The organism is Paracoccaceae bacterium, assembly GCA_012103375.1.
Lineage (GTDB): Bacteria > Pseudomonadota > Alphaproteobacteria > Rhodobacterales > Rhodobacteraceae > WLWX01.
The window spans coordinates 745,790-757,859 of the sequence record WLWX01000001.1 but is presented as its reverse complement, the minus strand read 5'-3'; the positions used below and the strand labels follow the sequence as shown (position 1 = coordinate 757,859).

The 12,070-nt window shown below is 58.5% G+C and carries 13 protein-coding genes and 2 pseudogenes; 8 read left to right on the top strand and 7 right to left on the bottom strand.

The window, feature by feature from the left end:
• Nucleotides 1-411 precede the first annotated feature (411 nt).
• From GKR99_03960 to lepA, 6 genes are all read right to left on the bottom strand, one after another.
• Nucleotides 412-603 (bottom strand): hypothetical protein, encoded by a 192-nt coding sequence (locus GKR99_03960; GenBank protein ID NKB26744.1) that lies wholly within the window; start codon nucleotides 601-603, stop codon nucleotides 412-414.
• 978 nt (nucleotides 604-1,581) lie between these two features.
• Nucleotides 1,582-2,540, bottom strand: a protein-coding gene (locus tag GKR99_03955; protein NKB26743.1) for an IS630 family transposase whose coding sequence is annotated in 2 segments (ribosomal slippage) — nucleotides 1,582-2,196 and nucleotides 2,199-2,540 — 957 coding nt in all. Because the reading frame shifts where the segments join, the coding sequence is not laid out codon by codon here.
• Between the two features lie 393 nt (nucleotides 2,541-2,933).
• On the bottom strand, nucleotides 2,934-3,830 hold the full coding sequence (locus GKR99_03950) for an IS3 family transposase (GenBank protein NKB26742.1): 897 nt from the start codon (nucleotides 3,828-3,830) through the stop codon (nucleotides 2,934-2,936).
• Complete coding sequence (locus GKR99_03945; GenBank protein ID NKB26741.1) at nucleotides 3,776-4,063, bottom strand: transposase; 288 nt, start codon at nucleotides 4,061-4,063, stop codon at nucleotides 3,776-3,778. The genes GKR99_03950 and GKR99_03945 overlap by 55 nt, the downstream gene beginning before the upstream one ends.
• A gap of 420 nt (nucleotides 4,064-4,483) precedes the next feature.
• Nucleotides 4,484-5,442, bottom strand: a protein-coding gene (locus GKR99_03940) for an IS630 family transposase (protein NKB26740.1) whose coding sequence is annotated in 2 segments (ribosomal slippage) — nucleotides 4,484-5,098 and nucleotides 5,101-5,442 — 957 coding nt in all. Because the reading frame shifts where the segments join, the coding sequence is not laid out codon by codon here.
• Nucleotides 5,443-5,775: 333 nt separating this feature from the next.
• Entirely contained in the window at nucleotides 5,776-7,575 is a 1,800-nt protein-coding gene (lepA, locus tag GKR99_03935) for an elongation factor 4 (protein NKB26739.1), read from the bottom strand.
• 88 nt (nucleotides 7,576-7,663) lie between these two features.
• On the opposite strand from lepA, the gene GKR99_03930 reads away from it, so the two are divergent.
• The 4 genes and pseudogenes from GKR99_03930 (at nucleotide 7,664) to GKR99_03915 (ending at nucleotide 9,280) form a co-directional block, all read left to right on the top strand.
• Entirely contained in the window at nucleotides 7,664-7,912 is a 249-nt protein-coding gene (locus GKR99_03930) for a chromosome partitioning protein ParB (GenBank protein ID NKB26738.1), read from the top strand.
• A 67-nt stretch (nucleotides 7,913-7,979) separates the two neighbouring features.
• The gene (locus tag GKR99_03925) at nucleotides 7,980-8,267 is read left to right on the top strand and encodes a transposase (protein NKB26737.1); all 288 of its coding nucleotides are present in this window, start codon (nucleotides 7,980-7,982) and stop codon (nucleotides 8,265-8,267) included.
• Nucleotides 8,213-9,109, top strand: a complete 897-nt coding sequence (locus GKR99_03920; protein ID NKB26736.1) for an IS3 family transposase — start codon at nucleotides 8,213-8,215, stop codon at nucleotides 9,107-9,109. Before GKR99_03925 ends, GKR99_03920 begins: the two co-directional genes overlap by 55 nt.
• A 21-nt stretch (nucleotides 9,110-9,130) precedes the next feature.
• Nucleotides 9,131-9,280: pseudogene (locus tag GKR99_03915) on the top strand (ornithine carbamoyltransferase).
• A 95-nt stretch (nucleotides 9,281-9,375) separates the two neighbouring features.
• Here the strand turns inward: GKR99_03915 and GKR99_03910 are convergent.
• Complete coding sequence (locus tag GKR99_03910; GenBank protein ID NKB26735.1) at nucleotides 9,376-9,561, bottom strand: hypothetical protein; 186 nt, start codon at nucleotides 9,559-9,561, stop codon at nucleotides 9,376-9,378.
• Between GKR99_03910 and GKR99_03905 the strand changes: the two are divergent.
• From GKR99_03905 to GKR99_03890, 4 genes and pseudogenes are all read left to right on the top strand, one after another.
• Nucleotides 9,497-10,072: pseudogene (locus GKR99_03905) on the top strand (ornithine carbamoyltransferase). The gene GKR99_03910 and the pseudogene GKR99_03905 sit on opposite strands and share 65 nt — an antisense overlap.
• Nucleotides 10,073-10,194: 122 nt before the next feature.
• Nucleotides 10,195-10,785 (top strand): hypothetical protein, encoded by a 591-nt coding sequence (locus GKR99_03900; protein NKB26734.1) that lies wholly within the window; start codon nucleotides 10,195-10,197, stop codon nucleotides 10,783-10,785.
• Between the two features lie 118 nt (nucleotides 10,786-10,903).
• Entirely contained in the window at nucleotides 10,904-11,191 is a 288-nt protein-coding gene (locus GKR99_03895) for a transposase (protein ID NKB26733.1), read from the top strand.
• A gap of 3 nt (nucleotides 11,192-11,194) precedes the next feature.
• Nucleotides 11,195-12,034, top strand: coding sequence for an IS3 family transposase (locus tag GKR99_03890; protein NKB26732.1), 840 nt, complete (start codon nucleotides 11,195-11,197; stop codon nucleotides 12,032-12,034).
• Nucleotides 12,035-12,070: the final 36 nt, after the last annotated feature.

Sequence of the window (12,070 nt, the reverse complement as noted above, 5' to 3'; positions counted from 1 at the left end):
GCGCTCACGCGCAGCCATGCGCTGTCTCGTGGTCAAAGCTTTCCGACTATTTCGCTTCATAGGTTTTCGCAAGAAATCCGCGACGCTCTGATTTCGGAGTTTTTCAACACAATCCGCCGTTATCGAACCCAGCCGGATGAAAATGCGAATTCCACTGGCCGCGCCGGATCGCCCTGCCCTATACTAGATGTATTGTAGTTTCTGAGGGAGGCCACCATGGTTCGTGTCATTGCTTTGTTCGCCACGCTTGCAGCGCTTGCGGCGTGCGAGGAAACCGCCAAAGGGATCGAGCGTGATCTGATCGAAGGCGGGCGGGCGATCGACAGCGTCCTTTAGGCCCAGCCACGACTGGCCGCCGGGGTCGCGGAAGCGCGCCCTTAGGCAGATGAAAAATGACCTGATATCAGCAGGTTAGTTGCCGATGTTGCCGGACGCCGCGATCGTACCGCCGATGGCTGCACCGGATGATTTGGCCAACCCAGAAAACCCGCCTGAGGATTTCTGCGACGACATCTGAAACGCGGACTTGCCGCCGCTCAGCCCGCCGTTGGCGACCATGTACCCGCCTGCGGCAAGGATGGCGCACACGATAATTTTCTTCATGTTTATAGCCCTTTGGATATGAACTTACCTTTGGTTAAGCAAACATTTGGGCCGGAGTGCGGCTGTCTGCGGGCAAATGCGCGGAGTGTTTGTGGAGCGGCCCGGTAAACCCCTGCCATATCTGGCTGCGATGCAAAAATGTTGCAGCTGTGCAAGAATTCGACACCAGATGTGGTTGATCCGCCCGAGTCGGTGGGGTATGCGCAAGGCAGGTGCATAGACGCGGCATTCTACTCGCATCCTGACGACGGGGCCCGGGCGTGAAAACGTCCGGGTCTTGCGGTTTTTGGGGTATGATTTGCATATGACCGGCATATGAGCCGCATATGACAAAAACAGGAAAAGACGTCAGGTGCTCAGACGCGGTCCTCGCTTTAGGTCTTGCGACCCACCTGACGCCTTCCTGAAATCGGCTGCCCCTTGCGGGGTGCCCCATCTCATCAGCGATGATCCCGAAGAACCCCCGCCACCACATCCGAACTTACGCCCGTCTGCGGCTGGCCCCGGTCTGTCTTGCGACCCCGTTGACCGATCATGATCCGGACCGAAGCCCTGGCATGACCCGCGATCGACCTGATGAAACTGCCCGGTCCTTACCTGCCCCGAAGGGCCGATCCGATCTGGCCTGCTTCCCCGTTGGTTCCACCGATCTGAAGCCGTGCCCGAAGACCCGTTCCATCCCTGCTTCCCCCCCGAGGGGCTTTCGCGTTCGCTTTGGTTCAGTGAACCGCCGCGATGGGATAAGGGTGCGTCCGTTTGGGTGAGTCGCGTAATGGGAAAATGCGGGGATGGTGAAGATTCATGGGGGTAAAACGGTGGGTTTGTTGGGGGTAAGCGTGTGGATAAGTGGGGATTTTTGAGTGGGGTGAGGGGGTTGTGGAGTGGGGGGGGTCAAACACCGCTTGGTCGGTGGAAAGGCGCGCACAAGTATGCGCCCCTCAGTTCTCCGGCACTCCTGCTTACTAAAGCGTTTCGACATTAACCTGAGACATATCCGGCGGCCTTAAAGTAGTTCCAGCATTCTACTGGGTCGTAGAGATCGCAGATTGCTCCGATTGCTTCGAAGACCTGGGTAAAGGACCTGGCCCCGATCCGTCGCAAATGGGCTTTCAGTTTAGAGAAGGCCTGCTCGATGGGATTCAGGTCGGGCGAGTACGGTGGCAGGTAAAGGAACCAGCAGCCGTGATTGCGTAAAGCCTGCGTCGCCTCCTTATTCCGGTGGGTTGCCAGGTTGTCGAGAATGACGACAGTGCCGGGGTTGATCTCGGGGACCAGCACTTCGCGGATGTAGGCCGCGAAGGCGGGGCCATCTATCGCTCCCTTGATGACCCAAGGTGCGATCAGCGCGCCTTGGGTCAGGCCCGCGATCAAGGTTTGGGTTCCCCAGCTTCCGAAGGGCGCATCCATCGTCAGGCGCTTACCGCGCTTGGCTCTGCCGCGTAGGCGCGTGAGGTTTGTCTTCACTGCGGTTTCGTCAATAAAGACAACGCGCTCAGGAAAGGTCGCAATGGCTGGCGAGCGGTATCTGAACCAGTCGGCCCGTTGCTGCCTTACCTTGGCGCGGCGGCGCTCGGTGGCGACCAGCGACTTTTTTTGTACGTGAAGCCGAGCCGGGACAGAAGGTTGGCGATGGAGGAGTGATGCACCCGCACACCCTCTGCATCGGCCAGCGCATTACGCAACTCAAAGAGCGTGATGTCAGGGTCTTGTGCGATCAACTCCTCAAAGAATTCCCGATGCGGAGCCAGCTTTCCCTTGCCGCGCGGCGGTCCCTGCCGGGCAGGTTCCGCATGACCCTTCATCCTCACCTGACGCGCCCACCGCGCGCCTGTGGCAGGCGACAGCTTCAACCGCAACGCCGCCGCGCGCCCGCTCAACCCTTCTTCAATGTATCTCTGAAACCGTATCCGAAGCGCAGATGGCAAAGGTGCTGACATGATCCATCCTCCCAAACAGGATGAATCACAGATCAGGTCTCAAGGGAATCCCTCGCGATTCAGGTTCAAGCCGAAACGCTTTAAGGCTACGGCAACCGCTGTGCAAATTCGTTCGAAGAAGAGGTACGATCAGCTAGATAGAAGCAAATACCGGGATAACGCATTTGAAGAGATTGCGAAGTACTTTGAGAGGTCACTCAAAGAAATTGGAGCAGTTGAGGGATTGAACACGTTATTTGACCGTTACGAAAGATCGTCTTTTTCGGCAACAATTGCGAATAAGAATATTGGACAAGTGGAGTCAATTACAGTGCACTCTGGTTCCGAAGGAGGAATAGGAGAAATATATTATTCTCACGGCGAGAGGTCGAGCAAGGGCACTTCCAATGGTGTCTAGCCCCCAAGTTCTGGGCCATTTCTGATTAGAGTTTCTGGCATTGGTGGTCGCATGTTCAGAGCCTGGTGCGGACGTGTGTGGTTGTACTGCTTAAGCCAATGATTGATGACGATCTGTGCCTGTTTCGTTGTTGTGAACCATTCAGCGTTGAGGATCTCGTGCCGGAGAGTGCCGTTGAACCTCTCGTTGTATCCGTTTTCCCAAGGGGACCCCGGATAGATTCTAATTGGTCGAACACCAACGCGAACCAACCACTCCTGCATCGCCTTGGCTATGAACTCTGGGCCGTTGTCGGAGCGGATATACTCCGGCGTGCCATGGCAGAGGAGCAGCGGATATAGCGCCTCCAGAACATCTTCGGCGCCCATCCTGCTGCGAACTTCCACGGCCAGGGCCTGCCGGGTGTACTCATCCAGAACGGTCAGCATCTTGTAGCTCCGGCCATTGCTGAGCTTGTCGTGAACGAAGTCGATGCTCCAGATGTGGTTCGGATGCGTCGGCCTGAGGCGAATGATCGAGCTGTCCTTGTGATAAAGCCGTCTGCGCTTCCTGTGCCGCTGCGGGAGTTGCAGTCCTTCTTCCTGCCAGAGACGCTCAACCTTCTTATGATTGACCCGCCAGCCCTCGATGCGCAGGAGTTCCGAAACTTTACGATAGCCGTAGCGCCCATATTGCTTGGCCAGGCGGATCAAAGCGAGCCGTAGAGCATCATCGTCTTTTGGCGCGGGTCGATATTGCAGAGAGCTTCGCGCCAGACCGACGACCCGGCAGGTCCTCCGCTCCGAGGTCGCGAGCTTTTGGCGCGTATGAATAACGGCCTGACGGAGCTCCCCAGTCGTCAGGCCCTGGGCTTTAAGTAGTTCAGGCTTTCTTTGAGGATCAGCTTGTCCAATTCAAGCTCAGCGACGATCTTCTTGAGACGCCCATTCTCCTTTTCCAGGCTGCGCATCTCCGACAACTGCGACCGTCCCATACCACCAAACCGTTTCCGCCAGTTGTAATATGTCGCATCGCTGATGCCGACGCTACGACACGCCGATGCAACGTCACTTCCTCCCGTCAGCTTCAGCTCAATCTCACGCAGCAGCTTCAATACATCTTCGTCCGAATGCCGTTTCCGTGCCATTACATATTCCCCTCTCAAGACCAATGTAGTGGCCCAGTTTTAGGGGGGAAGGACAGATGTTTGGATTTTCTCATTTCGATCAAAATATCAGCAGGTGTTCAGCAAAAGAAGCGGCTGAAATGTTGATGGATGAATTGATGAAGCAAGCGGGGTTAGATTATGCCGACAACTAGAAGATTTACTTGTCTAAATTGCAACGAGAGATTCGAACTGGAAGTCCTTACAGAGGAAGAGAGCAGGGTTAAGCGCGAAAATAGAGAACCCGTAGGACAAATTCACTGCCCGCGATGCAATCGCACTGACTATCGACCAGGCTGGAATTAGGCTACTCATCGGCAATCGGAACTCCAAAAATGGTTTTTGTGGGACTTCATCCTTTCGCAGCTTTTCGGTTGCTGGCTCCCTTAAAGCGTTTCGACATTAACCTGAGACATATCCGGCGGCCTTAAAGTAGTTCCAGCATTCTACTGGGTCGTAGAGATCGCAGATTGCTCCGATTGCTTCGAAGACCTGGGTAAAGGACCTGACCCCGATCCGTCGCAAATGGGCTTTCAGTTTAGAGAAGGCCTGCTCGATGGGATTCAGGTCGGGCGAGTACGGTGGCAGGTAAAGGAACCAGCAGCCGTGATTGCGTAAAGCCTGCGTCGCCTCCTTATTCCGGTGGGTTGCCAGGTTGTCGAGAATGACGACAGTGCCGGGGTTGATCTCGGGGACCAGCACTTCGCGGATGTAGGCCGCGAAGGCGGGGCCATCTATCGCTCCCTTGATGACCCAAGGTGCGATCAGCGCGCCTTGGGTCAGGCCCGCGATCAAGGTTTGGGTTCCCCAGCTTCCGAAGGGCGCATCCATCGTCAGGCGCTTACCGCGCTTGGCTCTGCCGCGTAGGCGCGTGAGGTTTGTCTTCACTGCGGTTTCGTCAATAAAGACAACGCGCTCAGGAAAGGTCGCAATGGCTGGCGAGCGGTATCTGAACCAGTCGGCCCGTTGCTGCCTTACCTTGGCGCGGCGGCGCTCGGTTGCGACCAGCGACTTTTTTTGTACGTGAAGCCGAGCCGGGACAGAAGGTTGGCGATGGAGGAGTGATGCACCCGCACACCCTCTGCATCGGCCAGCGCATTACGCAACTCAAAGAGCGTGATGTCAGGGTCTTGTGCGATCAACTCCTCAAAGAATTCCCGATGCGGAGCCAGCTTTCCCTTGCCGCGCGGCGGTCCCTGCCGGGCAGGTTCCGCATGACCCTTCATCCTCACCTGACGCGCCCACCGCGCGCCTGTGGCAGGCGACAGCTTCAACCGCAACGCCGCCGCGCGCCCGCTCAACCCTTCTTCAATGTATCTCTGAAACCGTATCCGAAGCGCAGATGGCAAAGGTGCTGACATGATCCATCCTCCCAAACAGGATGAATCACAGATCAGGTCTCAAGGGAATCCCTCGCGATTCAGGTTCAAGCCGAAACGCTTTAGGCGCATAGAAGTCCGACGCGCACGACCATCGCCCCCTACACAACACAAGCTGGGCGAGTGCCTGTCTGCGGGCTGGCGCAGCCACGGTGGTTCGGGGCAATTTATCGTGCAGGGTTAACTCTGACCATGATGGGACACGCGACGTCGCAGAAGCGCCTGCCCGGGGGGGCAGACAGGCGCTCGCCCGGCGCCTTTCAGGCTTGATTCCGGGCAGGGTGGGGGTTGTGGGGTGCCGGGGTGAACCCCGGCCTACCCGTCCATCTTCAGGGCGTTTATGAAGGCTTCCTGCGGGATATCCACTTTCCCGAACTGGCGCATCTTCTTTTTCCCGGCCTTCTGCTTGTCCAGCAGCTTCCTTTTCCGCGTCGCGTCGCCGCCGTAGCACTTCGCCGTCACGTCTTTCCGCATCGCGGACAGCGTCTCCCGCGCAATCACCCTGCCCCCAATCGCGGCCTGGATCGGGATTTTGAACATGTGGCGGGGGATCAGCTCTTTCAGTTTCTCGACCATGGCGCGGCCGCGCATCTCGGCGCGATCCCGGTGGACCATCATGGACAGCGCGTCGACGGGTTCCTCGTTCACCAGCACGGACATCTTGACCAGGAAATCCTCACGATAGCCGATCATCTGATAGTCGAAGCTGGCGTAGCCCTTGGTGACGGATTTCAGGCGGTCGTAGAAGTCGAAGACAACCTCGTTCAATGGTAGGTCATAGACGACCATGGCGCGGGTGCCGGCGTAGGTCAGGTCAAGCTGGATACCGCGGCGGTCCTGGCAGAGTTTCAGGACGTCGCCGAGGTACTCATCCGGGACCAGGATCGTGGCCTTGATGCGCGGTTCCTCGATATGGTCGATGGTCGCGGGGTCGGGCATGTCGGCGGGGTTGTGCAGTTCGGTCATGTTCCCGGCGCGGTCGAAGATCTGGTAGATGACGCTGGGGGCGGTGGTAATCAGCTCGATCCCGTATTCGCGTTCCAGGCGGTCGCGGATAACCTCCAGATGCAGCAGGCCGAGGAAGCCGCAGCGGAAGCCGAAGCCGAGCGCGGCGGAGGTTTCCATTTCGTGGCTGAAGGAGGCGTCGTTCAGGGCGAGCTTCTCGATCGCCTCACGCAGGTCTTCGAATTCGGCGGAATCGACGGGGAAGAGGCCGCAGAAGACGACAGGCTGGGCGGGTTTGAAACCGGGCAGTGCCTGGGTCGTGCCTTTCTTTTCAGTGGTGATCGTATCGCCGACACGGGTGTCGCGGACCTGTTTGATGCTGGCGGTGAGGAAGCCGATTTCGCCGGGGCCGAGGCTGGCGATATTCTCCATCTTCGGGCGGAACACGCCGAGGCGTTCGACGTTATAGAGGCCGCCGGTCGCCATCATGCGGATGCGGTCGCCCTTGCGGATCACGCCGTCGATGACGCGGATCAGGACGACGACGCCGAGATAGGCATCGTAATAGCTGTCGACCAGCATCGCCTTCAGCGGCGCGTCGGTGTCGCCCTTGGGGGCCGGCAGGCGGGTGACGATAGCCTCTAGCACGTCGGGGATGCCGACGCCGGTTTTGGCGGAGATCATGCAAGCCTCGGACGCGTCGATGCCGATCACATCCTCGATCTGTTCGCAGACCTTTTCGGGTTCGGACGCGGGCAGGTCGATCTTGTTGAGGACCGGGACGATTTCATGATCGGCGTCGATGGCCTGATAGACGTTGGCGAGGGTCTGCGCCTCGACCCCCTGGGTCGCGTCCACCACCAGCAGCGACCCTTCGACGGCGCGCATGGAGCGGGAAACCTCATAGGCGAAATCGACGTGGCCGGGGGTGTCGATCAGGTTCAGGATGTAGGTCTGCCCGTCCTTCGCCGGATATTCGATCCGCACGGTGTTGGCCTTGATGGTGATGCCGCGTTCGCGTTCGATATCCATCGAGTCAAGCAGCTGTTCCTGCATGTCGCGGGCGGCAACGGTGCCAGTCAGCTGGATCAGCCGGTCGGCAAGCGTGGATTTCCCGTGGTCGATATGGGCGACGATCGAGAAATTGCGGATTTTGTTCAGGTCGGTCATGGTGAGGGGATATGATTTGGAATGGTGGGGCGGTCAATGGGGTGCGCCACTGTGCCCCCTGCCCCTTTGCTTGATTGGACCGAACCGCATGCCCTTCGTCAGCCCCCTGCCCATTGACCAGATCTACGTCCCCGCCAAACGCGCCAAGACGCTGGAGGCCGACAAGGTCCAGGCCCTGGCCGAGGATATCCTTGAGAACGGCCAGCAAGTCCCGATCCGGGTGCGCGAGGGCAAGGGGCGGTATGTGCTGCTCGAGGGGCTGCACCGGCTGGAGGCGATGCGGGCACTGGGGGAGGAGACGGTGGACGGGTTTGTGGTGCATGCGCGGTTGCATTGACCGACGCCGACGTGTCCTTCCCCCCTAAAACTGGGCCACTACATTGGTCTTGAGAGGGGAATATGTAATGGCACGGAAACGGCATTCGGACGAAGATGTATTGAAGCTGCTGCGTGAGATTGAGCTGAAGCTGACGGGAGGAAGTGACGTTGCATCGGCGTGTCGTAGCGTCGGCATCAGCGATGCGACATATTACAACTGGCGGAAACGGTTTGGTGGTATGGGACGGTCGCAGTTGTCGGAGATGCGCAGCCTGGAAAAGGAGAATGGGCGTCTCAAGAAGATCGTCGCTGAGCTTGAATTGGACAAGCTGATCCTCAAAGAAAGCCTGAACTACTTAAAGCCCAGGGCCTGACGACTGGGGAGCTCCGTCAGGCCGTTATTCATACGCGCCAAAAGCTCGCGACCTCGGAGCGGAGGACCTGCCGGGTCGTCGGTATGGCGCGAAGCTCTCTGCAATATCGACCCGCGCCAAAAGACGATGATGCTCTACGGCTCGCTTTGATCCGCCTGGCCAAGCAATATGGGCGCTACGGCTATCGTAAAGTTTCGGAACTCCTGCGCATCGAGGGCTGGCGGGTCAATCATAAGAAGGTTGAGCGTCTCTGGCAGGAAGAAGGACTGCAACTCCCGCAGCGGCACAGGAAGCGCAGACGGCTTTATCACAAGGACAGCTCGATCATTCGCCTCAGGCCGACGCATCCGAACCACATCTGGAGCATCGACTTCGTTCACGACAAGCTCAGCAATGGCCGGAGCTACAAGATGCTGACCGTTCTGGATGAGTACACCCGGCAGGCCCTGGCCGTGGAAGTTCGCAGCAGGATGGGCGCCGAAGATGTTCTGGAGGCGCTATATCCGCTGCTCCTCTGCCATGGCACGCCGGAGTATATCCGCTCCGACAACGGCCCAGAGTTCGTAGCCAAGGCGATGCAGGAGTGGTTGGTTCGCGTTGGTGTTCGACCAATTAGAATCTATCCGGGGTCCCCTTGGGAAAACGGATACAACGAGAGGTTCAACGGCACTCTCCGGCACGAGATCCTCAACGCTGAATGGTTCACAACAACGAAACAGGCACAGATCGTCATCAATCATTGGCTTAAGCAGTACAACCACACACGTCCGCACCAGGCTCTGAACATGCGACCACCAATGCCAGAAACTCTAATCAGAAATGGCCCAGAACTTGGGGGCTAGACAGATGTCGGTGTGCGGCAGATGGGCGGGCAGGTGCTGGTGCTGAACGGCTCGGAAATCCAGCTTGGTCATGGCGAAAGCATCGCTGACACCGCGCGGGTTCTGTCCCGCTTTGTCGATCTGATCATGATCCGCACGTTTGAGGAATGCAAACTGCTGGAATTGGCCGATTGTGTTGAAAAACTCCGTTTTAGGGCCTGAACGATGATTTTTCTTTCCATGCAGCCCGATCCTAAATTTTTGGCGCGGGGGTCGGCCCAAATCGCCTACATGCGCTCACGCGCAGCCATGCGCTGTCTCGTGGTCAAAGCTTTCCGACTATTTCGCTTCATAGGTTTTCGCAAGAAATCCGCGACGCTCTGATTTCGGAGTTTTTCAACACAATCGGCCGAACACGCCACCGTGCCGGTCATCAACGGGCTGACGGATCGCACGCATCCCTGCCAGATCATGGCCGACATTCAAACGTTCGAGGAACATCGCGGCCCGATCCGGGGCAAGAAGGTGGTCTGGGCCGGGGATGGCAACAATGTCTGCGCCAGTTTCCTGCATGCCGCCGGGCGCTTCGGGTTCGACCTGACCTTCACCGGCCCGGAGACCCTGGATCCGGACCCCGCATTTGTCGAACAGGCCCGCGGCGAAGGCGCGACGGTGACCATCGAACGCAACGCGGCGCGTGCCGTCGCAGGGGCCGATCTGGTGGTGGCTGACACCTGGGTCTCAATGCATGACGCGCCCAATGTGGCCGAGCGGCGGCACAACCAGCTGTCGCCCTACCGTGTTGACGAAGCCTTGATGGCCGCCGCGGGGCCGCAGGCCCTGTTCATGCACTGTCTGCCCGCCCACCGCGGCGACGAGGTCACCGACGCGGTGATGGACGGCCCCCAATCGGTGATATTTGACGAGGCGGAAAACCGCCTGCATGCGCAGAAAGCGATTATGCGTTGGTGTCTGGGGGTTTGAGGTTTGCGACCGGCGCAGCCGCCAGGCGCGCCGTTTGCACCGGCCCGGATCAATGCGCTTTTTCTTGCCTTGTGGGCGCGCGCCGTTAATCATAGGGCGGGGCGGGATTTTCAGGTGAGCAGATGGCCGAAAGTGTAACGAGTGTTCCCGACAATACGGGTGCGTCAAGGGTAGCAATTCTGGCCGGGGTCATCTCGGGCGCAGTTGGCACGGCGCTGTTTCAGGCGCTTTTGCCGCTGACCGGTGCCAGCAGTATTCTTGAAATCCTGATCATGGTGATCCCGGTCGGCGTCGTCTTCGGGGTGACAATGGCCTGGCTGGGGCGGCGTTATGGCGGGTTCGGGCCGGTCTGGGCATCACTGATGATCCTGGCCGCTCCGCTGATTTATTACATGGCCGTGATGCTGGCCGCGCAGGTCTATAGCCTGGCGAATGATTTCGGGGTGCGCAACGCCTCGGTCGCGTTGGCGCTTGCGGGGGCCTGTGCCGGGGCTGCGGCGCTGTTGCTGGTAACGATGCTGCGCCGCAGGCGGGTGTTGGCCGGGGCCGCCATGGTGGTCGTGATCTCGGCCATTGCCGGTGCGCTGGCGCTGGTGTTCGGGTTCTCTGATCAAGGCGGCAGCGTGATCGGCTATTTCATCATCCACGTGGTCTGGCGGGCCGCGTTTCTAAGCACGTTCCTGTTCACCCTGACGTCAAGCGAGCAGCGTTGATGTAACTGTCACCGCCCGGAGGGTGCTCGCGGCAAGCCGCGTGATCTCTCGCACGCTCGCCCCTGTCCTTCCCCCCTAAAACTGGGCCACTACATTGGTCTTGAGAGGGGAATATGTAATGGCACGGAAACGGCATTCGGACGAAGATGTATTGAAGCTGCTGCGTGAGATTGAGCTGAAGCTGACGGGAGGAAGTGACGTTGCATCGGCGTGTCGTAGCGTCGGCATCAGCGATGCGACATATTACAACTGGCGGAAACGGTTTGGTGGTATGGGACGGTCGCAGTTGTCGGAGATGCGCAGCCTGGAAAAGGAGAATGGGCGTCTCAAGAAGATCGTCGCTGAGCTTGAATTGGACAAGCTGATCCTCAAAGAAAGCCTGAACTACTTAAAGCCCAGGGCCTGACGACTGGGGAGCTCCGTCAGGCCGTTATTCATACGCGCCAAAAGCTCGCGACCTCGGAGCGGAGGACCTGCCGGGTCGTCGGTCTTGGCGCGAAGCTCTCTGCAATATCGACCCGCGCCAAAAGACGATGATGCTCTACGGCTCGCTTTGATCCGCCTGGCCAAGCAATATGGGCGCTACGGCTATCGTAAAGTTTCGGAACTCCTGCGCATCGAGGGCTGGCGGGTCAATCATAAGAAGGTTGAGCGTCTCTGGCAGGAAGAAGGACTGCAACTCCCGCAGCGGCACAGGAAGCGCAGACGGCTTTATCACAAGGACAGCTCGATCATTCGCCTCAGGCCGACGCATCCGAACCACATCTGGAGCATCGACTTCGTTCACGACAAGCTCAGCAATGGCCGGAGCTACAAGATGCTGACCGTTCTGGATGAGTACACCCGGCAGGCCCTGGCCGTGGAAGTTCGCAGCAGGATGGGCGCCGAAGATGTTCTGGAGGCGCTATATCCGCTGCTCCTCTGCCATGGCACGCCGGAGTATATCCGCTCCGACAACGGCCCAGAGTTCGTAGCCAAGGCGATGCAGGAGTGGTTGGTTCGCGTTGGTGTTCGACCAATTAGAATCTATCCGGGGTCCCCTTGGGAAAACGGATACAACGAGAGGTTCAACGGCACTCTCCGGCACGAGATCCTCAACGCTGAATGGTTCACAACAACGAAACAGGCACAGATCGTCATCAATCATTGGCTTAAGCAGTACAACCACACACGTCCGCACCAGGCTCTGAACATGCGACCACCAATGCCAGAAACTCTAATCAGAAATGGCCCAGAACTTGGGGGCTAGACACCCCCCCTCAGACGTCATAGATTTGTCCAATTG